The following is a 21670-nucleotide window of genomic DNA, read 5'->3' on the forward strand; positions in this document are numbered from 1 at the left end:
GGATTGGTCAAGTGGTGCGACGGTCTCGATTTGGCAACATCAAAACCCTGCACTTCGGCCGCCTGGTGATGTACCCGGGGGCGTGCCCCGGGCGGCGGCTCAAGGGGTGGTGCCAGACCCTCCCTGCGCGGCATGAATGCCATTATGTATGCAAGTGGTGGGACATCCGATATTCTATGTTGTAAATCACGCACGCGGGGGTTCACCATTGAAGTGAATAACCGGCCCCGCAGCATCAATCCAGAGGAGTTCCGTTGGCCACTTCCACCGTAGTCCCCAAGGCTCGCTTTAGTGCCCAGGTCCGCCTGCGCGCCCTCCAGGCCGACATCATGGAACTTATTCTGGACCGTGACCTGGATGCGGGGGATCCCATGCCCACCGAGAGCGAACTCTCCGAGGTGCTGGGCGTGGGGCGCAACACGCTCCGTGAATCCCTCAAGGTGCTCCAGGCCCTGGGGGTCATTGAAATCCGCCATGGCTTCGGCATGTTTGTGGCACCGAGCAGCTTTGACGCCCTGGCGGACGGCCTTACGTTCCGCGGCCGGCTGTCGCTGCGCCATGAAGGGCTCGAGGCCCTGCAGCTGGTGGACATCCGCCAGGCCCTGGAATCCGGGCTGATCGGGGCATCCATCGGGAGCGTGACCGACGCCGAGCTGGTCCGGATCGAGGCCGCCGTCGCCAGGATGGAGGAGCTGGCGCTGCAGGGGGAGACTTTCGCCGAAGCGGACGCTGAATTCCACCGGCTGCTCTTTGAACCGCTGGGCAACGACCTCCTGATGAACTTGATGAGCGTTTTCTGGAAGGTCTACCGCAAGATCCACCTGGAAATTGGCATTGGCGGCACCGACCTGGTGGACACCGCCTCGCAGCACCGCGCCATCTACAACGCCGTGGCTGCCAAGGACGCCGCCTGCGCCTCGGAGCTGCTGAGCCGCCACTTTGACGGCATCCGGGCCAAGATCAAGGAGTTCGTGGACGTCGCCTGAGGCGGCGCTCAGCCATACTGGCACTATGAAAGTGCGGAAAGTGGTTGCCGGCGGGCACGAGGTGGTCTCCACGGACACCGGCCGGGCGGCGGAACGGACGGCGGAACGGACGTTCCTGCTGGTGCACGGCATCGGCATGGGCGCCTCCTACTTTGCCAGCCTGGGCGCGGCACTTGCGGGGTTCGGCCGGGTGGTGGCGGTGGACCTGCCCGGGTTTGGCGATGCGCCGGAGCCGGAAATGTCCCTCACCATGGCGGAGCTGGGCCGGGTGGTCATTGACTTTGTCAGGGTCGAGGGGCTGGTCGGGACCGTGCTGGTGGGTCACTCCATGGGCGCCCAAGTGGTGGCCGAGGCGGCGGCGCAACGCCCCGAAATGTTCCCGGAGGTGGTGCTGATTGCCCCTACGGTCAACGTGCACGAGCACACAGCGCCATGGCAGCTCTGGCGCATGGCGCAGGACCTCTTCGGCGAAAGCCCCCGCGTGATCGGCGTCGGGCTGGTAAATTACGCCAAGGCCGGCCCGCGCTGGATCCTCAAAAAACTGGGCAGCATGCTGGAGCACCCCATGGCGGAAACGCTCCCGCGCATCCGGGCCCACACGCTGGTGGTTCGCGGCAGCCGCGACCGGGTCTGCCCGCGCGGCTGGGTGGAGGAAGCCACCGCCATGATCCCGGGCGCCACCATGGTTGAGGTGGCCGGCCGCGGTCACGAAACCATGGTCAAGGACGGTTCGGCCGTGGCAGGGTACATCGCCGCACATGTGGGCGCTGTTCGCCCGGGCTGAAGGGCTGGGGCCGTCCGCGCCGCTCTACGCTGCTGCCAATGGGTGGCGGCCATTACAACGAAAAGCGGCCCACCTTAGTGGACCGCTTTTCTCGAAGTGCGCGCGAAGGGATTCGAACCCCCAACCTTCTGATCCGTAGTCAGATGCTCTATCCGTTGAGCTACGCACGCATATTCTGTTTCTTTTTTGTTTCCGGCCCTCGGGCCGTGAATAACTCTAACCCTACAATGCCTGTGTGTACAAATCGAACGTACAGTGTTCCCAAGCACTAGACCGGTCTAGGTGATCTACATCACAAAACTTGCCATCAAGTCCGTTCAACTTTCCCTGATTCTAGGCACTTTTGTCCCTCGACTCCGCTGTACATCCCATATCCAACGCCCGAAAACCGGCGGTTCCGGGCCATAACATTTAGAGCACACCAACTGACTGACCCAATGAAGGGATACATGATGGGCCACGCGCCAGTGCAGGATTCTGTTGAGCAGGCAATGACCACCCACGCAGGCCTGGCCGCGTGGGTCGCGGAAATTGCAGGGCTTACCCAGCCGGAGAACATCCACTGGGTTGACGGGTCTGCGGCGGAGTATGCAGCCCTGACGGGTGAACTGGTGGACGCGGGAACCCTGACCAGGCTCAATCCGGAACTGTTCCCCAATTCCTTCGCCGCGTTCTCGGACCCCAAGGACGTGGCCCGCGTTGAGGGCCGCACCTTCATCTGCTCCGAAAAGGAGCGCGACGCCGGCTTCACCAACAACTGGATGGATCCGGCGGAAATGAAGGCGATCCTGAAGGACCGCTTCGCCGGCAGCATGCGCGGCCGGACCATGTACGTCATTCCGTTCGTCATGGGCCCGCTCGACGCCGAGGACCCCAAGTTTGGTGTTGAAATTACCGACTCCGCCTACGTGGTGGCCTCCATGCGCATCATGGCCCGCATTGGCGCCGATGTGCTCCACAAGATTGAGCAGACCAACGCATTCTTTGTCCCCGCCCTCCACTCCGTCGGAGCCCCGTTGGAGCCCGGCCAGGCGGACGTGGCCTGGCCGTGCAGCGATGAGAAGTGGATTGTCCACTTCCCCGAGGAACGCTCCATTTTCTCCTACGGCTCCGGCTACGGCGGAAACGCCCTGCTCGGCAAGAAGTGCTTTGCCCTCCGCATTGCCTCCGTCATGGCCCGCGACGAGGGCTGGCTGGCGGAGCACATGCTCATACTCAAGCTCACCAGCCCCGAAAACAAGAGCTACCACGTGGCAGCCGCTTTCCCCTCGGCCTGCGGCAAGACCAACCTGGCGCTGCTCGATCCCACCGTCCCGGGCTGGAAGGCCGAGACCCTGGGCGATGACATCAACTGGATGCGCTTTGGCAAGGAAGGCGAGCTGCGCGCCGTCAACCCGGAAGCCGGCCTGTTTGGCGTGGCCCCCGGCACCGGCTGGTCCACCAACCCCAATGCCATGGCCGCCATTGCCAAGGGCAATTCCATCTTCACCAACGTTGCCCTGACCGACGACGGCGGTGTGTGGTGGGAGGGCATGACCGACCAGGTCCCCGCCCACCTGACGGACTGGCAGGGCAGCAGCTGGACGCCCGGCTCCGGACGTCCGGCTGCACACCCCAACTCCCGGTTCTGCACGCCCATCGCCCAGGTGGACATGCTTTCGCAGGAGTACTTCTCCCCGGAGGGCGTGGAAATCAACGCCATCCTGTTCGGCGGCCGCCGCAAAACCACCATTCCCCTGGTGACGCAGGCGCGTGACTGGACGCACGGCATCTTCCTGGGCTCCACGCTGTCATCGGAAACCACGGCCGCCGCCACCGGTGCCGTGGGCGTGGTCCGGCGGGACCCCATGGCCATGCTGCCGTTCATTGGCTACGACGCCGGCGACTACCTCAAGCACTGGATCGAACTCTCGGCAGACGCCAATCCGGACCGGCTGCCGAAGATCTTCCTGGTCAACTGGTTCCGCCGCACCTCCTCCGGTGGCTTCGCCTGGCCGGGCTTCGGTGAGAACAGCCGCGTGCTCAAATGGGCCATCGAGCGCATTGAGGGCAAGGCCGGCGCCGTCGAGACCCCCATTGGCTTTGTCCCGGCCGAGGGCTCGTTGGACCTGGACGGCCTGGAGGTGTCGCCGTCGGACCTGGCGGATGCACTCAAGGTCGACGCGGGCGAATGGGACGCCGAACTGGCCGGCATTGACGAGTGGTACGCACGCTTCGGCGACTCGCTCCCGGCCGAAATGGCTGCCGAACTCGAAGGCCTGAAGCAGCGCTTCGCAGCATAACGTCAAAGGGGCCCTGCCAGCGTCGACCACCGGTGGTCGACGCTGGCAGGGCCCCTTTGTGTGCGGCTAGTTTGCCCCGGCCAGCCAGAGATCCGGGCCAAACACCTCGTAGTGGATCTTCGCGGCCGGGATGCCGGCGTCGAGCGCCTGGCTGCGGATGGCCTTCATGAACGGCAGCGGGCCGCACACATACATGGACGCGCCGGCCGGAATGTCCAGGCCGTCCAGCGTCATGAAGCCCTTGTTGAACCCGTCCGCCGGCTCCTCCAGCCAGAGCTGCAGTCGGGCGCCGTCTATCGCGTCAACGTCGCGGGTCATCTGCTCGCGCAGCGCCCATGCCTGGAGGTTTTTCTCGGCATGGAGCACCATGACGTCCCTGTCTGAGCCGGTCGTGGCAAGGAGGCGCAGGGCCGACGCCGAAGGGGTGCAGCCAATCCCGGCCGTTGCAAACACCACCGGGCCGTCGCCGTCGTCCAGGGTCACGTCGCCGTATGGGTTGGAAAGCTCCACTACGTCCCCCACCCGTATGTCCCGGTGCAGCACGGGGGAGACCTCGCCGCCGTCGTCGCGCTTGGTGGTGAACACGCGGCGGGTGGTGGATTCCACATCTGCCGACAGGGAATATTGGCGGCACTGGAGCAGGCCGTCCGGCAGGGCCACCCTGACCGAAACAAATTGGCCGGGGCGGGCCACAGTGACGGGGGTGGGGTCAGCCGGTTCCAGCACGAAGGTCATGCAATCGGTTCCGGCGGGATTCTTTTCCACCACTGTCCAGGGCATCCACAGTTTGTCATTGGCCTGGATGGCGTAGAGGCCCTTTTCAATCTTGATGAGCGCGTTGGCCATGAGCCAGTAAACTTCGGTCCAGGCGTCCGCGATCTCGGCGGTGATGACATCCGCGAGCTCTTCGGAGATGGCCTCGAAGAGGTACTTGTAGACGATCGGGTACTGGTCCTCCGTGATGCCCAGGGAGGTGTGCTTGTGGGCAATTCGGCTGAGCATCTGCTCGGGGATGAGATCCGGATTGGCGACCAGGGCGGAGGCGAACCCGGCGATTGATCCCGCCAGGGCCTTCTGCTGTTCGCCGTTGCTTTGGTTGGCACGGCTGAACAGGCCATCCAAAAGCTCGGGGCGGGCGGCGAACATGCGGCGGTAGAAGTTCGGCGTGATGGCGCCCAGCCGGGCCCCGACCAAGGGAAGGGTGGCTTCGATCAGGGGCCGTGATTTTTGCGAAAGCATCTGTACTCCTTGGGTGGAAGTCGTGGTGACAACCCCAAAGTAGCATTTGAAATGCGACATTTAAGTTAAATAAATCCAACCATTTCTACGAGTCGTAGAAAAGTTCGCGGGATGGCGCGGTTCAACCGTTTTGGCGTGTGTGCAATGTCACGAAGACCGGTCCGGCAGGAGGGGTGGCGGCCAGGCTGGATATCGTCACGTTGTCCAGCGAGGCGTAAAATGCCTCGCGGGCCTGGTTGAGGGCACCGCGCAGCCCGCATCCGTGCGCCAGGGGGCAATCACCTGATGCGGCTTCACAGGCTGCAACATCCGTGTGGTCATCCAGGACCCGCAGCACGCTGCCCACGGTTGCCTGAAGGCCCTTCGCGGAGATGCGCACGCCTCCGCTGCGGCCGCGCATCGCAAGCAGCAGGCCCATCTGCCGCAGCTTCAGCACGGCCTTGCTGACATGGTTGTACGGGGTTCCCACCAGCGTCGCCAGCTCGCGCGTGGTCAGCAGCTCCGTTTGGGTGGACAGCAGCATGAGCACGCGGAGGCTGACGTCGGAGAAGGCACTGATGCGCACCGGCTAGGCCCAGATTTGCCCGTCGCCGGGTTCCAGGAACGGCTCGGCAAACTCCCAGCCGTCCGGTGTCTGGCGGTAGGGGCGCACCGCCGAAACGGCCACGCCGGAGCTGTGCTCGGCCATGACATGGATGGCATCAGTTGCGTCGTCAGGCAGGTGGATGTCGCACACGACGGCGGCCGCCCGGTTCTGGCCCTTTTGCTGGGACAGGGCCTGAAACAAGTCCGCGATCATCGCGTCGGCGTTCAGTTCTTCCTCGCCGTCCCCCTCCACGGAGTTTGGCGCCACGGCCACGAGGCTGATGCTGCCGCCGTTGTCGACCACCAGGCCCACCGGCACGAAGGCCCCGTGGGCTTCGAGCTGGTCGCCGGCCACGCCCAGGGCCGTGCCGATCAGCTTGTTCAGATCCCCCTGGACCAGCGTGTCGTCTGTTTCTGCAGCGTCGTGCACGGTTCTCCTTGGGCGGGTGTTACTGGCGGACCAGGGCCAGGACGTCGTCGCGCACATCGGCCATGGTGGTGGCGTCCACGGCCTCGGCGTTCAGGCGCAGGAAGGGTTCGGTGTTGGAGGCGCGCAGGTTGAACCACCAGCTCCCGTCCGTGGCGGTGAACGTGACGCCGTCGAGCTCGTCAACCGCGACGCCGTCGCGCGTGTAGGCGGCACGGACCCGGGCGACGGCGGCGGGCACGTCCGCCAGCTGTGAGTTGATTTCGCCGCTGGAGACGTAGGGCTCGTACTCGCGGCCCAGCTCGGACAGTGGCCCGTCCTGCTCGCCCAGCGCGGCCAGGACGTGCATGGCGGCCAGCATGCCGGTGTCGGCGTTGAAGAAGTCGCGGAAGTAGTAGTGGGCGGAGTGTTCGCCGCCAAACACGGCACCTTCGGCGGCCATGACGGCCTTGATGAAGGAGTGCCCCACGCGGGTCCGCACGGCCCGGCCGCCGTCGTGGTTGATCAGTTCCGGCACGGCGCGGGAGGTGATGAGGTTGTGGATGACTGCGGGGCGTTCCTCGCCCAGGCCCTTGGCCCGGGCAATCTCCCGGCGGGCCACCAGGGCCGTGACTGCCGACGGCGACACCGGGGCGCCGAGCTCGTCAATGACAAAGCAGCGGTCCGCGTCGCCGTCGAACGCCAGGCCGATGTCAGCGCCGTGCTTGACGACGGCGGCCTGCAGGTCAAGCAGGTTGGCCGGCTCCAGCGGGTTGGCCGGGTGGTTCGGGAATGTGCCGTCCAGCTCAAAGTAGAGGGGCACGATCTCAAAGGGAAGGCCCGGCAGGAGCGTGTCCCCCAGGACGGCGGGGGTGGTCATGCCGGCCATGCCGTTGCCGGCGTCAACCACAATCTTCAGCGGGCGGGAGCCGCTCAGGTCCACGAGGGAGCGCAGGTATTCGGCGTACTTCTTCAGCACGTCGATGTCCGTGACCGTGCCGGCGTCACCGGCGGGGATGCCGTCGGCGAGGTACTGCTGGGCCAGGTCCCGGATGTCCATGAGTCCGGTTTCGGAGGAGACCGGTACAGCCCCGGCCTTGGCCATTTTGATGCCGTTGTAGGTGGCGGGGTTGTGGCTGGCGGTGAACACTGCCCCTGCCGCGTTGAGCGCGCCACAGGCAAAGTAGAGCTCGTCCGTGGAAATCAAGCCCAGCAGCTGCACCTTGGCGCCGCGGCCCGAGGCGCCTTCGGCAAACGCCTGGGAGAATCCGAGGGAGGATGGGCGCATGTCCCCGCCCACCAGCACCGTTTCGCCCTTCAGCCCGAGCACATCGACAAACGCGGCGCCCACGGCCCGGACGGACGCGGCCGTGATGGTCTCGCCCACAATGCCGCGCACGTCATAGGCCTTGAACGACGCGGACAGGTCAACGGGGTTATTCTCTGCAGTAGTCACGTCCCCATGCTACCGGGCGCCGTGCGACAGCGCAGGGCATACGTGCGGGTTTATCCACAGGCGTGCCCTTGTCCACAGATTGCTGCCCAGAGCCCTTGTGGCGGGGTGTCTGTCAGTTCCCACTGGAATACTGGGGTGCATGACACCAGACCAGTTCCCGGGCCAGCCGTCCACCACTTTTGACGGCACTGCTTTTGAGGCCGCCACCTTTGACGGCGCCGCTGCAAGTGATGCCGTTGCGGACGCCGGGTCCACGCGCGCCCAGGCGCTGGTGGTGCTGCGCAAGCTCGTTGGGCGTGCGGATGCCGATTTTCACGACGGCCAGTTTGAGGCCATAGAGGCGCTGGTCGACGGCGGACGCCGGGCTTTGGTGGTCCAGCGCACCGGCTGGGGGAAATCGGCCGTCTACTTTGTTTCCTCCCTGTTGCTGCGTGCCCGCGGTGCCGGACCCACGCTGATTGTCTCGCCGCTGCTGGCATTGATGCGGGACCAGGTCGCCGCCGCCGAACGGGCCGGCGTGCGGGCCATGGCCATCAACTCCGCCAATGCCACCGAATGGGACCTGGTCTCGCGGGCGTTGGCAGCCGACGAAGTGGACGTGCTGCTCGTGTCCCCCGAGCGGCTGACCAACCCGTCCTTTCGCGAAAATCAGCTGCCCACGCTGATCCGGCGGACCGGCCTGCTGGTCATTGACGAGGCCCATTGCATTTCCGACTGGGGGCACGACTTCCGCCCGGACTACCGGCGCATTGCGGACTTGATCGCCCAATTGCCGCCGTCGGTGCCCGTGCTGGCTACAACGGCCACGGCCAATTCGCGGGTGGTGGCTGACATTGAGGAGCAGCTGGGTGCCGGTGTATTTACCATCCGCGGCCCGCTGGCGCGCAAGTCGCTGCGCCTGGGGGTGTTGAGGCTCGCCGACTCCCGCGACCGGCTGGGCTGGCTGCTCACCCATCTGGCGGAGCTTCCCGGAAGCGGCATCATTTACACCTTGACAGTTTCCGCCGCGGAAGACACCGCCCGGTTGCTCGCCGAGGCCGGGCATGAGGTCAAGGCGTACACGGGTCGCACGGACACCATGGAACGGGAGTCCCTTGAGGAGGCCCTGAAAAACAACCAGGTCAAGGCACTCGTGGCCACCAGCGCCCTCGGCATGGGGTTTGACAAGCCGGACCTGGGCTTTGTCATCCACCTGGGGGCACCGTCGTCGCCCGTGGCGTACTACCAGCAGGTGGGGCGTGCCGGTCGTGGCAGCGCCAACGCCGACGTGCTGCTGCTGCCCGGCAGCGAGGATGCGGACATTTGGCAGTACTTTGCCACGGCGTCGATGCCTTCAGCGGAGAAGGCATCGACGGTCCTGGAGACGCTGGGGCAGGCAGGCAAGCCCATGTCCACACCGGCGCTTGAGGCACGGGTTGACCTGCGGCGCACACCCCTGGAACTGCTGCTGAAGGTCCTGGCAGTGGACGGTGCCGTGCGGCGCGTGTCCGGCGGCTGGGAGTCTACGGGAGTGCCGTGGACATATGACTCGCAGCGCTATGAGCGCATTGCGCAGGCCAGGGTGGACGAGCAGCAGTCCATGATCGAGTACGAAAGGATGGCCGGGTGCCGCATGGAGTATCTGGCCGCGGCGCTGGATGATTCAACGGCGGCGCCGTGCGGGCGCTGCGACTCATGCGCCGGGCGTTGGTTTCCCACCGACATTGGCACGGGGGCCGTGGCGGCTGCCAGCGAATCACTCAGCCACGCCGGCCTGCCCATCGACCCTCGCACCCTGTGGCCCACCGGCATGGACAGGCTCGGCGTTCCGGTCAAGGGCAAGATCAAGGCGGAAGAACAGGTGGCGCCCGGGCGCGTGCTGGCCAGGTTGACGGACCTGGGCTGGGGCAACGCCCTGCGCAGCATCTTTGCGGCAGGAGCCGTGGATGGCCCCGTTGACCCTGCCATGGTTCAGGCCGTCGTGGCGGTGCTGCGGGATTGGGGGCAGGCGCGCTGGGCCGGGCAGGGGAGGCCCGTGGCCGTCGTCTCCATGCCCTCCCGGACCAAGCCGGAGCTGGTGCGCTCGCTGGCCCAGGCCATGTGCGGCATTGGGCAGCTGCCGTACCTCGGCGAGCTGTCGCTCGATTTTGGCGGGCCCAGCGGCCAGCGCGGCGGCAACAGCGCCTACCGGCTGGCCGGAGTCTGGGACAGGATCGTCGTGGGTCCCGAGCTGGCGTCTGCCGTTTCCTCTTACGGCCGCGGGCCGGTCCTGCTCATTGACGACCTCGTCGACAGCCGCTGGACGCTGACCGTGGCGGGGCGCGCGTTGCGCCTGGCCGGCGTGGACCAGGTCCTTCCGCTGGTGCTCGCCCAGGCCGGGTAGCGTGGGCCAGCGCCGGCATTTGCCGGGGCTGGTACTTCAGTTGCCTCGGCATGGCCCGCGTTCCAAACACTCGCCGCCACATGTCTCCAGACGCTCCCGCACGAATGGGGGTGTTTTGGCCGACGCTCCCGCACGAACGGGGGTGTTTTGTGTGAGGGGCTCCCTCAGTTACTGCACGTGCGTCGGGCGAAAGTGACCCAATTCTGAGGGAGGGTTACTCGCCGGCGGGGCGGAGGCGGAGGGCTTGCATGCCGCCGTCGACGGCGATAGAGGTGCCGGTGGTGGAGCCGGAGAGGGGGCTGGCGAGGTAGGCGACGGCGCCGGCGACTTCGTCTGGTTGGACGAGGCGGCCGTGGGGTTGGCGGGCGTTGAGTGCGGCGCGTTCGGCGGCGGGGTCGTCGGCGGAGTCGAGCAGGCGGCCCACCCAGGGGGTGTCGGCGGTGCCGGGGTTGACGGCGTTGACGCGGATGCCTTCGCGGAGGTGGTCGGCGGCCATGGCCTGCGTCAGGGAGAGCACGGCGCCTTTGGTGGCGGAGTAGAGGGCGCGTTGGGGGAGGCCGGCGGTGGCGGCGATGGAGCAGGTGTTCACGATCGCGGCGGCGGGGGAGTTGCGCAGGTGTGGCAGGGCGGCCCGGGAGGCCCGGACCATGCCGATGACGTTGATGTCCCAGACGCGGTGCCATTCCTGGTCGTCGTTGGATTCCACGGTGCCCTGGGCGCCGATGCCGGCGTTGTTGATGAGGATGTCCACGCCCCCGAACGCGGCGGCGGTGCCCTCGATCGCGGCGCGGACGGAGGCGTCGTTGGAGACGTCGCAGGTGAAGCCGAGCTGGCCTTCGGGCAGGTTGGCGGGGTTGAGGTCCAGGACGGCGATGTTCGCGCCCATGGCCTGGAGTTTGGCGGCGATGGCGGCGCCGATGCCGGACGCGCCGCCGGTGACGACGGCGGTGAGGTTGCTCAGTTCCTGGCTCATTTATGCCCCTTTCAGGGGTGCGGGTGCGGGGGCGGTGGTTGCGGTGGGGGTTGCGGCGGGGGGTGGTGTCGGGGCGGCCGTGCCAGCCCGGAAGAATTGCTGGCGTTGGCGGCCCAGTCCGGTGATTTCCAGTTCCACGACGTCGCCATCCTGGAGGTAGGGGAAGCGGCCGGAGAGGGCCACGCCCTCGGGGGTGCCGGTGAGGATGACGTCGCCGGGTTCCAGGAGCATGTAGTGGCTGAGGTGGTGGATGAGGGTGGGGACGTCGAAGATGAGGTCGGCGGTGTTGGAGTCCTGGCGGGGTTCGCCGTTGACCCAGCTTTTGAGTTGGAGCGTGTTCGCGTCGACGTCGGAGGCGGGGACCAGCCAGGGGCCCAGGGGGGTGGACTGGGGCAGGGACTTGCCCTTGGTCCACTGGCCGGCGGCGCCGGGGAGCTGGTATTCGCGTTCGGAGAGGTCGTTGGCGATCAGGTACCCGGCCACCACGCTGGCGGCTTCCTCCACGCTGGCCAGGTAGCTGGCCTCGCGCCCGATCACCACGCCCAGTTCCACTTCCCAGTCGTATTTGGCCGAGAGCGGGGGGATGGGTGCGGGGTCAAAGGGCCCGGCGACGGTGTTGTTGGGCTTGAGGAACACCACCGGGATGGTGGGCGGTTCGGCGCCGGACTCCGCGGCGTGCGCGGCGTAGTTCATGCCGATGCAGACCACGTTGTTGGGCCGGGCCAGCGGGGAGGCAACCCGCAGGGCGGCGGCGCCTGCCAGGACGGGGAGTTCGCCGCGCGCGGCGGCGGCGCGGAGCTTGTCGATCCCGCCGCCGGCCAGGAACGCGCCGTCAATGGTGGACGTGACGGCGCGGGCATCGTAGCTGCGCTCCACGCCGTCGGGCCCGGCGGTGATCGCGACGGGAACTTCCAGCCCGGGCTCGCCAAGACGTGCAATCTTCATCGGATACTTTCCTTACAACGGCCCCGGCCTCGGGGCCGGGGATTCTGGGCCAAGGACCAGAGACGGTCCTTAACATCTGAGCTTTTTAGCCACTTTACCCACAAGTTTCAAGTTTTTGCGTACTTGGAACAATCTTGACATGCAAAACATCCGATGTTTAGCTGGTTTCAAGGACCGTCGGTCCGGGAGAACTTTTTGAGGAGCCAATACGTGAGTACAGTCATCGCCGTGGAGACCAGCGACGTCCGGTTTCCGACGTCCCGGGAGCTGGACGGATCGGATGCCATGAACCCGGATCCGGACTACTCCGCAGCCTATGTGCGCGTGGTGACGGACAGCGAAGACGGCCTCGAAGGCCACGGTTTTGTGTTCACCATCGGTCGCGGCAACGATGTGGAAACGGCAGCCATCTCGGCACTGACCCCCTACCTGTTGGGGCGCAATGCAGAGGAATTGCTGGCGGACATGGGCGCCACCTGGAAACTGCTGGCCCACGATTCACAGCTTCGCTGGCTGGGGCCGGAAAAGGGCGTTATGCACATGGCCATTGGGGCCGTCATCAATGCGCTCTGGGATTTGAAGGCGAAACGGGCCCGCTTGCCCCTGTGGCAGCTGCTGGCCACCATGACCCCTGAGGAACTGGTCGAGTTGGTGGACTTCCGGTACCTCACGGACGCGCTCACCCCCGGCGAAGCCCTGGACATCCTGCGTGCGGCGGAGCCCGGCCGGGCCGAACGCACCGCAAGGCTGCTGGCTGAGGGATACCCCGGGTACACCACCACACCCGGCTGGCTGGGCTACTCTGATGAGAAGCTGGCACGCCTGGCCCGCGAAGCGGTCGCCGACGGGTTCAAGCAGATCAAGCTCAAGGTCGGGGCCGACTTGGCGGACGACGTGAGGCGGCTGCAAACGGCCCGCGCCGCCGTCGGGCCCGGCATCAAGATTGCCGTCGACGCCAACCAGCGTTGGGGCGTGGCCGAGGCCATTGAGTGGATAACGCACCTGGCAAGCTTTGACATTGCCTGGGTCGAGGAGCCCACCAGCCCGGACGACATCCTGGGGCACGCGGCGATTGCGCGCGGCGTGGCCCCCATCCCGGTCGCCACGGGCGAACATGTGCAGAACAGGATTGTGTTCAAGCAGATGCTGCAGGCGGATGCCCTGCAGGTGCTCCAGATTGACGCCGCACGTGTGGCCGGGGTCAACGAGAACGTGGCCATCCTGCTGCTTGCTGCCAAGTTCGGGGTGCGCGTGTGCCCGCATGCCGGCGGCGTGGGCCTGTGCGAGGCGGTCCAGCACCTTTCGATGTTCGACTTCGTGGCCGTCTCCGGCACCAAGGAGGGCCGCATGATCGAGTTTGTTGACCACCTGCACGAACACTTCGTGGTACCCATCGACGTCCACGGAGGCTGCTACTGGCCGCCGTCCGCACCGGGTGGTGGCAGTGAAATGCAGGGGGCCTCGATCGCGGAATACACTTTCCCCGACGGGAAATTCTGGCGCGACGACGCCCAAGCGCAGGCGGCCCCCGGGGCCCTGACGGAAGCGGTTTAAGACGGTGCAGCAGCAAGTGCAGATAGACCACGCGCCCTGGTTCACGGAAGCCCGCTTTGGCATGTTTGTGCACTGGGGGCTGTACTCCCTGGCTGCCCGGCATGAATGGGTCATGAACCACGAGCGGATCCCCGCGGCGAAGTACAGGAAGTACTTTGACCACTTTGACCCGGACCTCTACGATCCGCGTGAATGGGCTGCCGCGGCCAAGGCGGCCGGCATGAAATACGTGGTCCTGACCACCAAGCACCACGAGGGGTTCTGCCTGTGGGATACGGCGCTTACGGAGTACAAGGCCCCCAACACGCCCTGTGGACGGGACCTGCTGGGACCCTACGTTGAGGCGCTGAGGGAGGCCGGGCTGAAGGTGGGCTTCTATCACTCGCTCATTGACTGGCACCACCCGGACTTCCCGATTGACGCGTTTCATCCGGACAGGGACCGTCCGGACGCAGGGGAGATCAACAAGACCCGCGACATGGCCAGGTACCGGGCCTACCTGCACGGCCAGGTGCGTGAGCTGTTGAGCAACTACGGCCAGATTGACTACCTCTTTTTCGACTTCTCCTATCCCAACGCCGGCGGCACCGTCCCGGCGGGGGACAAGTTCCCTGGCAAGGGCCGCAAGGACTGGGGTTCCGAGGAGCTCATGGCCATGGTTCGGGAGCTGCAACCGGGAATCATCGTCAACGACCGACTGGACATCCCCGGAGACTTTGTGACGCCCGAGCAGTACCAGCCCGCCGGTGCCATGATGAGCGGCGGCCGGGAAGTGCCCTGGGAGGCTTGCCAGACGCTCAATGGCAGCTGGGGCTACGACCGGGACAACCTCGACTACAAGCCGGCGGACCTGCTGGTGCGAATGCTGGTTGACGGTGTTGCCAAGGGCGGGAACCTGCTGCTCAACGTGGGCCCCACGGCCCGGGGTGAGATTGATGTGCGCGCCCGGGAGACGCTGGCCGGCATGGGCGAGTGGCTGCGCGTCCACGGCCGGTCCATTTACGGCGCCGGGGCATCGGCCCTGGTGCCGCCACAGGACTGCCGGTACACGCGCCGCGGCAACCGCCTGTACGTGCACCTTTTCGCATGGCCCTTTGAGCACCTCCACCTGCCCGGACTGGCAGGAAAGGTGGCCTATGCGCAGTTGTTGGGCGATGCCTCCGAGGTGGCCATGTCGGTGCTGGATGCGGACCAGGAAGCAGGGAACATGACGCCGGCCGGGCAGGCTCCCGGGACCCTAACGCTCAAGCTGCCCATACAGCGTCCCAACGCGGTGGTGCCCGTCATCGAGCTGTTTCTCATCGAAGAAAGTGACATCTAATGCAGAAGATCGCCCTGCACACCCGCCTCAAGGCCGGAAAGGAGGCCGAATACGACGCCGTCCACGCCCGGATCAGTGACGAGCTCGACGCCGCCCTCCGGGCCGCAGGAGTCACCGGCTGGGACATCTGGCGCACCGGCCGCGAGCTCTTCCACGTGGTGGAGGTGGCGGACTACCAGGCCATGCGCCGGGAACTGGCCGCGAACCCCGTGAACATCGCGTGGCAGGCGGTCATGGCGGAACTGCTCGAGGTGGAGGACGACTACTCCGGTGACGACCTGGGCCTGGCCAAGGTCTGGGGCCTCCCATGACCCTGCCGGAGCTGGGCCGGCTGGGTTTTGGCGCCGCCGGCATCGGCAACCTGTACCGCGCCATGGACGACGCCGTTGCTGCCGCCACCTTGGGTGCCGCGTGGGACGCGGGCATCAGGTACTTCGACACCGCCCCACACTACGGCCTGGGCCTGTCCGAGCGCCGCGTGGGTTCATTCCTGGCTACGAAACCACGGAACGAATTTGTCATCTCCACGAAGGTGGGGCGGATCCTGGAAGCCGTGGACAACCCGTCCGGCGCCCGCGACACGCAGGGTTTTGACGTGCCAGCCGACACCGAGCGCCGCTGGGACCCGTCGGAGGCCGGCATCCGACGCAGCATTGAGGATTCCCTGGAGCGCCTGGGCCTGGACCGGATCGACATTGCCTACCTGCACGATCCGGACTTCTACGACCTCCAGGCCGGCATCGCCCAGGCCCTGCCGGCGTTGGAGAAGCTTCGTGGGGAGGGGCTGGTGCGCGCCATCGGGGTGGGTGCCAACTCTTCCGACGCCCTGCGTGATTGCGTCCGGGCTGCAGACCTGGATCTCATCATGCTGGCGGGCAGGTACACGCTGCTGGAACAGCCGGCTGCCGCGGACCTGCTGCCGCTGTGTGCCGAACGCGGCGTGGGCGTGGTCAACGTGGGCGTCTACAATTCCGGCCTGCTGGCACGGCCCGCGGTGCCCTCCAGTGCCATGTATAACTACGCCCCCGCGCCGGCCGGCATTCTGGCCCGTGCAAGGGCGCTGGCCGCCTGCTGCGCCGACTTTGGCGTGGAGCTCCCGGCCGCAGCCCTGCAATTCGCGGCCGGCCACCCGGCGGTTCGCTCCGTGGTGGTGGGGGCCTCCGGCGCAGGCCAGATCACGCAGACGGCGCAGCGCATGGCTGCCGACATTCCCGCCGGGCTGTGGGGCGCCATGGTGGACCGCGGGCTGCTGGCCGCGGAGCTGGTCCGTGCCTAGGCCCGGCCCAACCCCCGCCCTGGCCGGGACCGCACCCAAGGCGGGGGACGGCGTCGTCCGTCTCGATGCGCACCTGCACCTGTGGGAAGTGGGGGAGGGGCGGTATTCCTGGCTGGGGCCGCAGCACGGCAGCTTGAACAGGAGCTACGACGCCGGCGAGGCCCGCCAGGCGCTGGCCTCGGCGGGCGTGCAGCGCGCCATCCTGGTCCAGGCGGACGACACCGCCGCAGACACCGAGGCCATGCTGGAAAACGCGGCCGGGCATGACTGGATTGCCGGGGTGGTCGGCTGGCTGCCGTTGGAGGACCCGGCCGCCGCGGCCGAGCTATTGGAGACGTGGCGGGAACACCCCAAATATTGCGGCGTGCGCACCCTGGTCCATGGCGACCCCCGGCCGGACGTGCTGGAGCTGCCCGCCGTGCGGGAATCCCTGCGAATGCTGGCAGCCGCAGGCATCCCCTTCGATGTACCGGATGCGTTTCCGCGCCATCTGGGCCAGGTTGCTGCTCTCGCCGCCGAAATCCCCGGGCTGACGGTGGTGGTGGACCACCTGGGGAAACCGCCGCGGGCCGGTTCGACGGCGGAGCTGGAGCTTTGGGCGCGGCAGCTGCGGGCGGTTGCCGCGCTGCCAAATACCGTGGCCAAGGTTTCGGGGCTGCATTGCGACGGTGCCCTGTACACGGCCGACGCCCTGCATTACGTCTGGGACATTGCCCTGGAAGCGTTCGGGCCTAGCCGGCTCATGTTCGGCGGCGACTGGCCCGTGAGCCTGCTGGGGGCGCCGTATGCGGAGATGGTGGGTCCTGTTTCGGAACTCGTTGGGACGCTCAGTGCAGGTGAAGCTGCGGCTGTGTGGAATGGAACTGCGGAGCGAGCCTACCTTCAGATGTGAGGGCAATTGCGTGTTACATGGGGCACTTCATGGGGCATTCCGCTTTCCTCCGTGCGTTCGTGAAATGAAATGTGCACTGAGGCATGGGCCTTTTCGCCGTGGTTCATCCGCCGGCTTGAGCCCAGAGGGTCAACCAGCAGTCTCAGTTGTCGGTAAGACGCCGGCAGGTAAGCTGTTGTTCGCAACCATCGCACTCCGCACTCCCCGCAGGCGGAAGGTCGGCGTGTCCGGCTCGCCGGCGGGCGGTCCGGACTCGATTCGATTTCGCTCGAATCTCAGCTCAGAAACGCTGCGGGCATCGACAAGTGTCGCCTCATTGGCTTGGAAGACATTTCCCGTGATGTGGATGCTGCCGTGCACCGGTTGCCCTGGATCCAGGATCGCATTGGTCGGTTCGATCAGGATGACAGGGCTTGACGGATCAACGAATTCGTTGCCAGCGATACTGACGTCACGCACCGGACCGGACTCGAACCACTCCTGCGCATCTGCCGAAATGTAGATGCTGGCCATCGATATGCGCTCAAACCGGTTTCGCTCAATGACAACGGGACGACGGGTGGTCACCAAAATCCCCCGGGTCGGAATGTTGGCAAATCGGTTGCCTGAGATCGTCACCTTCGGTGTGTAACTGACATTTTCCGCCACAAGGTGCGACAGCGCCTCTTCGCCTAAATTCGCCACCTCCGGCAGGGGCCGGTCGAAGGCGATTGTCAGTGTGCGCAGATCGTGCTGGTGGTCTCTTCCCGACGGACCGTCAACCGCTACAACGGTCATGCCCTCGGCCACCGGCAGCAGGGTTCGGCTGTCGGCGATCTCAACCTCGTCTCCAGGGAAGAACTGCGGGAACCCAGCCGTTTCATGATGCTCATATCTCAGTGTCAGAGAGTGCGGGCTTGGCAGGCCAACCACGCGCAGATAAGTGCCGTGGATGTTGATCGGATCGTCGTGCGGTCCGTCGAAGACACAGTTCCGCACCACGACCTCCCCGGCGACGCTGGACAGCTGGATGAAATCGGCGAATCCGGCGGTGCTGCGACCGCTTCCTTTGGGAGTTTGAAACGACAGGGCGTCTATGGTGATATTGCGGCTCAGCTGGGCGACGATTCCGAATCCATGCAAAAAGTGCACGCGCATCCGCTCCAACGTGACGTCGGCGCTCTCGAGGATCAGCATGCCGGGATGGTCGCGTGTGATGTTGCGCATTTGATAGACAAGCCCGGTGTCGTCGCTTGGCTGGTCCGTCTCGTAGTCGATGCGAACCCGGTGTCCGCCCAAGCCTGAGATGCGGACGACACCCTCGAACAATGGATTCTGCGGGATGCGATAAGTGCGCTGCGACCTGGGGTCATGCACCTGGGTGTATTCGAGCCCATTTCGACCCGACCAGTATTCCTCTCCCGTCTGCGGGCTGGTGCCGCCATGCCAGACAAGCGAATTGCCATGGATTTGGAACGGGTTCGAGGCGGGAATGGAGAGAATCCGGTAAGCCCGCCCCTCTTGGAGCCCGGTTTCAACGACGGTGGCGTCGACAACGGTCGGGACGGCAAAGTCGATCACCAGGCCCGTCACACTGATGCGTTTCGAGTCGATGACAGCGATGGTGGTCTGCAAGCCGTGAAATATGAGCGTCGATTCATTTCCAACGACGGTGAGGTCCGTGGCATTCTCGATGAGCACTCCGATGGTTTTTACACGATGGCTTTGGTCGTCCCCCACAGTGTTGGAGACGTAGAGTTCGCGTTTTTCGGCGTGCTCAGGCCAGAGCGCATACCGCCCATGCGGGAAATTGACCACGGTGGCGCCGTCAGCCCGGCTGGCGTGTGCGAATGCCGCCCGGATCGCTGGTGCGGAGTCGAGCGTCCCGTCGGGGTCTGCCCCGAAATTTGTAACGTCAATAGTGACGGGCAGCGCGGTCATCGAGCGAAGTCCGAAGGTGTCAGCGTGACTGTCGTGCCCGGCAGGATCTCGACTTGGCAATGGCCCCCGCAGAAGGCCACCTTTACATCATGCCGCCTATCTCCGTCGCGGGAACGCAATTGGGCAGAGACCAGCCTGGGTGTGCCCGACTCGTTGCCCGCCCACTCCAGATCGACGACGATACCCGGCCGTGCGACAAGTCCGCGAACGGACCCCGCCGGCCAATCCTGCGGGAGCGCAGGCAGGAGCTCGATCGCCGCGCCATGGCTCTGCAGGAGAACCTCCGCGATCCCGGCGACGTACCCAAAGTTTCCGTCGATCTGAAACGGCGGATGGGCCGCGAACAAATTCGGATAGAGCCCTCCCTGCTGGCCATCAACGCTGGCGGGTGCCGCCCTTAAGAAGAGCCGCAGCAGGTCAGCTACCTTGTCGGGCTGGCCGAGTCGTGCGCGCATGACCAGCTTCCATGCCAGGGACCAGCCTGTCGAGTCATCGCCGCGATCTTCGAGGCTCCGGATGGCGGCTTTCTGGTTGCCGGCATCTCCGTTTCCAGGGAAAATGTCGATCAAGTGGCTCAAATGGCGGTGTTGTGGCTCAGCCTGCGGATCGTCCGCCGCCCACTCGCGCATGAAGCCATTACGGCCGGGGCCCGGAACGGTGAGACGGCCCCGGATGCTCCGGACCTCCTGCACAACGGCATCAGCTGACAGGTCGAACCGCACCGCGAGATCCTCGAGTGCGTCGAACAAAAGCCTGATGAGCGTCAGGTCGGCGGTCGACGAAGTGCCGAGGGCGGAGGGGACGCCGTCCGCCGTCACGAAGTGGTTTTCGGGCGACGTTGATGGGGCCGTGCCGAGGGTTCCGTCCGGCAATTCGAACAGCCAGTCGAGGTAGAACTCGGATGCCGACCGGATGATGGGAAATGCGGTTGACCGCGCGAAGTCTTCATCGGCACCGAAACGGATGTGTTCCCAAACGTGCAGGCATAGCCAGGCTGATGCCAAAGGCCAAAACGCCCATGCTGGATCTGCACTCCCCATGCCCACGGGGGACGTGTAGGCCCATAGGTCTGAGTTGTGGTGGGCGACCCACCCGCGGGCACCATAGAGCCGTTTTGCAGTGTCGCTGCCAGTTTTGCGAAGTGCTGAGATGAGGTCGAACAAGGGCGGGAGGCATTCGCGGAGGTTGGCGGTCTCGGCGGGCCAGTAATTCATTTCCGTGTTGATATTTAGGGTGTAATTCGAGCTCCACGGAGGCCTGAGCTCCGCATTCCATAGTCCTTGGAGGTTGGCTGGAGCGCCGCCAGCCCGGGACGACGAGATGAGGAGGTATCTGCCGTAGTGGAAGAGGAGACACGTGAGATCGATGGCATGCTGCGACGAGCCAATCAGTGCGGTGGTGGGCCCGGTATGTTTGGCGTGGCTGGCTCCGCCAAGGCTGAGTAACACCCGATCGTACAGGGCTTGGTGATCATTCCGTTGGCGCGCCCGCACAGAATTAGCGCCGCTTTCGAGAGCGCATGTCACCCGCTTCTCCGCCTGCTGCATGGCGGCAGTCCCATCCTGGTCGATCGGATTGCCGAATCCGGTAAAGCCGGTCTCGGTTGCAAGCACGATCGTGCAAGTGGTGACTCCCTTCGCTTCCAAGAGCGGCCCGTCGCATGCCTCGCCGTCGTGGGTCCAGCCAGCGACGACCACGCCATGCATGGCTTCCCCGGTCACATCAGAGTAGCTGACACCCTCCCCGCGTTCGAAGGGCGGGGCGACATCACTGGGCATGAGCATGTCGAGGGATGTGCGCATCGCGGCGCCCGCTTTCGTTACAACCCGAAGCTGAGTTTGGATGTCGATCTGGAGAGTCAGCGGCACCCGGCTGACGATGTTCATCTGCAGAACACCGTCCGGTGCGGAGACGATGGTCGACATGCGCATTTCTCTGCCGTCGATGAGGTATCGGGTCACGTGTTCCCCAGTGCGCAAATCCAGGGTGCGCGAGAACTCGGTGACTTTGGTCTGACACCCTGAATTAGGGGTGGTGTCGCCGGTCACCGAGGAAGTGACGCAGAGGTCAGCGAACGGCAGATAGCTCTGCGAATACCGGCCCTGAAGGCGCTGGACTTCGGTCAGCGCGGCAGCATGGTCACCGGCAAAGAGTGCGCGTCGAGAACGGGAGAGTGCACTGGCGGCAACATCGCGGGGGACGAGTCCGTTTGAGCCTTCGCTGAGGGGGCTTCCTGACCATGCAGTCGAGTCATTGAGTTGAATCAGTTCACGCCACGGGCGGCCATGCACCATCGCGCCGGTGTGACCATTGCCCAGGGGAAGGGCTTCCAGCCACTGTGAAGCCGGTGAGTCGTATCTGAGTGTGTGCGACATGGTGATGACCTAATTCTCTTGGAGTGTTGGCGGCGGGCTACTGGTCCCAAAGTCCGTGTCGGCAGGAAGGAACGGTGTCAGGGCCGGCCCGGTGCCATCTGTCCCTGGCGCTTGCGTGTTCAGATCTGGAGCTGTCTGACGATCGGCTGCTGGCCGGATGGTGCAGCTTGGAGAGTCCGTTGATGCGAAGCGACCGCCAAAGAGCCGATGATTCATCATATGTATTCATGGATATTCGATCAATGTCACTCAGGATATGGCAAAGAGAGGAAAAAATCCAAAGGAAGGGACAGAAATCGTCGGATGTCTATGGT

The 21670-nt window shown here is 65.4% G+C and carries 17 protein-coding genes and 1 tRNA gene; 9 read left to right on the forward strand and 9 right to left on the reverse strand.

The window, feature by feature from the left end:
• The first annotated feature begins 254 nt into the window (after window positions 1-254).
• Both G6N77_RS07900 and G6N77_RS07905 read left to right on the forward strand, forming a co-directional pair.
• Window positions 255-986, forward strand: coding sequence for a FadR/GntR family transcriptional regulator (locus tag G6N77_RS07900; RefSeq protein ID WP_165181478.1), 732 nt, complete (start codon window positions 255-257; stop codon window positions 984-986).
• A 25-nt stretch (window positions 987-1011) separates the two neighbouring features.
• Window positions 1012-1770: an alpha/beta fold hydrolase gene (locus G6N77_RS07905; protein WP_165181479.1), complete on the forward strand. Its 759-nt coding sequence runs from the start codon at window positions 1012-1014 to the stop codon at window positions 1768-1770.
• A 97-nt stretch (window positions 1771-1867) separates the two neighbouring features.
• Here G6N77_RS07905 and G6N77_RS07910 read toward each other — a convergent pair.
• Window positions 1868-1940, reverse strand: a tRNA-Arg gene (locus G6N77_RS07910).
• A 267-nt stretch (window positions 1941-2207) separates the two neighbouring features.
• Here G6N77_RS07910 and G6N77_RS07915 point away from each other — a divergent pair.
• Entirely contained in the window at window positions 2208-4052 is a 1845-nt protein-coding gene (locus G6N77_RS07915; RefSeq protein WP_240901773.1) for a phosphoenolpyruvate carboxykinase (GTP), read from the forward strand.
• A 66-nt stretch (window positions 4053-4118) separates the two neighbouring features.
• On the opposite strand, the gene G6N77_RS07920 is transcribed toward G6N77_RS07915, so the two are convergent.
• From G6N77_RS07920 to G6N77_RS07935, 4 genes are all read right to left on the reverse strand, one after another.
• On the reverse strand, window positions 4119-5291 hold the full coding sequence (locus G6N77_RS07920; protein WP_165181480.1) for a globin domain-containing protein: 1173 nt from the start codon (window positions 5289-5291) through the stop codon (window positions 4119-4121).
• A gap of 121 nt (window positions 5292-5412) precedes the next feature.
• Window positions 5413-5856, reverse strand: coding sequence for an RrF2 family transcriptional regulator (locus tag G6N77_RS07925; protein ID WP_165181481.1), 444 nt, complete (start codon window positions 5854-5856; stop codon window positions 5413-5415).
• 3 nt (window positions 5857-5859) lie between these two features.
• Entirely contained in the window at window positions 5860-6306 is a 447-nt protein-coding gene (locus G6N77_RS07930) for a hypothetical protein (RefSeq protein ID WP_165181482.1), read from the reverse strand.
• Window positions 6307-6325: 19 nt separating this feature from the next.
• Window positions 6326-7738 (reverse strand): phosphomannomutase/phosphoglucomutase, encoded by a 1413-nt coding sequence (locus G6N77_RS07935; protein WP_165181483.1) that lies wholly within the window; start codon window positions 7736-7738, stop codon window positions 6326-6328.
• A 139-nt stretch (window positions 7739-7877) separates the two neighbouring features.
• Between G6N77_RS07935 and G6N77_RS07940 the strand changes: the two genes are divergently transcribed.
• A complete protein-coding gene (locus tag G6N77_RS07940) occupies window positions 7878-10100 on the forward strand; it encodes a RecQ family ATP-dependent DNA helicase (RefSeq protein WP_165181484.1) in 2223 nt (740 codons plus the stop codon).
• A 214-nt stretch (window positions 10101-10314) separates the two neighbouring features.
• Here the strand turns inward: G6N77_RS07940 and G6N77_RS07945 are convergent, their stop codons facing one another.
• Window positions 10315-11073, reverse strand: a complete 759-nt coding sequence (locus G6N77_RS07945) for an SDR family NAD(P)-dependent oxidoreductase (protein ID WP_165181485.1) — start codon at window positions 11071-11073, stop codon at window positions 10315-10317.
• On the reverse strand, window positions 11074-12018 hold the full coding sequence (locus tag G6N77_RS07950; protein ID WP_165181486.1) for a fumarylacetoacetate hydrolase family protein: 945 nt from the start codon (window positions 12016-12018) through the stop codon (window positions 11074-11076). It lies immediately after the preceding gene.
• A gap of 210 nt (window positions 12019-12228) precedes the next feature.
• Between G6N77_RS07950 and G6N77_RS07955 the strand changes: the two genes are divergently transcribed.
• From G6N77_RS07955 to G6N77_RS07975, 5 genes are read left to right on the forward strand one after another with little or no spacing between them, the layout of a single operon-like run.
• Window positions 12229-13572: an L-fuconate dehydratase gene (locus G6N77_RS07955; RefSeq protein WP_165181487.1), complete on the forward strand. Its 1344-nt coding sequence runs from the start codon at window positions 12229-12231 to the stop codon at window positions 13570-13572.
• A gap of 4 nt (window positions 13573-13576) precedes the next feature.
• Window positions 13577-14893: an alpha-L-fucosidase gene (locus G6N77_RS07960; RefSeq protein ID WP_476855470.1), complete on the forward strand. Its 1317-nt coding sequence runs from the start codon at window positions 13577-13579 to the stop codon at window positions 14891-14893.
• The gene (locus G6N77_RS07965) at window positions 14893-15204 is read left to right on the forward strand and encodes an L-rhamnose mutarotase (protein WP_165181488.1); all 312 of its coding nucleotides are present in this window, start codon (window positions 14893-14895) and stop codon (window positions 15202-15204) included. The genes G6N77_RS07960 and G6N77_RS07965 overlap by 1 nt, the downstream gene beginning before the upstream one ends.
• A complete protein-coding gene (locus G6N77_RS07970; protein WP_165181489.1) occupies window positions 15201-16169 on the forward strand; it encodes an aldo/keto reductase in 969 nt (322 codons plus the stop codon). Before G6N77_RS07965 ends, G6N77_RS07970 begins: the two co-directional genes overlap by 4 nt.
• Window positions 16162-17061, forward strand: a complete 900-nt coding sequence (locus G6N77_RS07975; protein WP_262455283.1) for an amidohydrolase family protein — start codon at window positions 16162-16164, stop codon at window positions 17059-17061. The genes G6N77_RS07970 and G6N77_RS07975 overlap by 8 nt, the downstream gene beginning before the upstream one ends.
• A 129-nt stretch (window positions 17062-17190) precedes the next feature.
• On the opposite strand, the gene G6N77_RS07980 is transcribed toward G6N77_RS07975, so the two are convergent.
• Window positions 17191-18981, reverse strand: a complete 1791-nt coding sequence (locus G6N77_RS07980; RefSeq protein WP_165181490.1) for a right-handed parallel beta-helix repeat-containing protein — start codon at window positions 18979-18981, stop codon at window positions 17191-17193.
• Window positions 18978-21356, reverse strand: coding sequence for a glycoside hydrolase family 95 protein (locus G6N77_RS07985; protein WP_165181491.1), 2379 nt, complete (start codon window positions 21354-21356; stop codon window positions 18978-18980). The genes G6N77_RS07980 and G6N77_RS07985 overlap by 4 nt, the downstream gene beginning before the upstream one ends.
• Window positions 21357-21670: the final 314 nt, after the last annotated feature.

This window comes from Arthrobacter silviterrae (genome assembly GCF_011045165.1).
Taxonomy (GTDB): Bacteria; Actinomycetota; Actinomycetes; order Actinomycetales; family Micrococcaceae; genus Specibacter; species Specibacter silviterrae.

What these genes read in the sequence shown, in the direction of transcription:
- G6N77_RS07905 (WP_165181479.1), top strand. Translation starts at nt 1,012, where the DNA reads ATGAAAGTGCGGAAAGTGGTTGCCGGCGGGCACGAGGTGGTCTCCACG.
- G6N77_RS07915 (WP_240901773.1), top strand. Translation starts at nt 2,208, where the DNA reads ATGAAGGGATACATGATGGGCCACGCGCCAGTGCAGGATTCTGTTGAG.
- G6N77_RS07920 (WP_165181480.1), bottom strand. Translation starts at nt 5,291, where the DNA reads ATGCTTTCGCAAAAATCACGGCCCCTGATCGAAGCCACCCTTCCCTTG.
- G6N77_RS07940 (WP_165181484.1), top strand. Translation starts at nt 7,878, where the DNA reads ATGACACCAGACCAGTTCCCGGGCCAGCCGTCCACCACTTTTGACGGC.
- G6N77_RS07945 (WP_165181485.1), bottom strand. Translation starts at nt 11,073, where the DNA reads ATGAGCCAGGAACTGAGCAACCTCACCGCCGTCGTCACCGGCGGCGCG.
- G6N77_RS07950 (WP_165181486.1), bottom strand. Translation starts at nt 12,018, where the DNA reads ATGAAGATTGCACGTCTTGGCGAGCCCGGGCTGGAAGTTCCCGTCGCG.
- G6N77_RS07965 (WP_165181488.1), top strand. Translation starts at nt 14,893, where the DNA reads ATGCAGAAGATCGCCCTGCACACCCGCCTCAAGGCCGGAAAGGAGGCC.
- G6N77_RS07970 (WP_165181489.1), top strand. Translation starts at nt 15,201, where the DNA reads ATGACCCTGCCGGAGCTGGGCCGGCTGGGTTTTGGCGCCGCCGGCATC.
- G6N77_RS07980 (WP_165181490.1), bottom strand. Translation starts at nt 18,981, where the DNA reads ATGACCGCGCTGCCCGTCACTATTGACGTTACAAATTTCGGGGCAGAC.
- G6N77_RS07985 (WP_165181491.1), bottom strand. Translation starts at nt 21,356, where the DNA reads ATGTCGCACACACTCAGATACGACTCACCGGCTTCACAGTGGCTGGAA.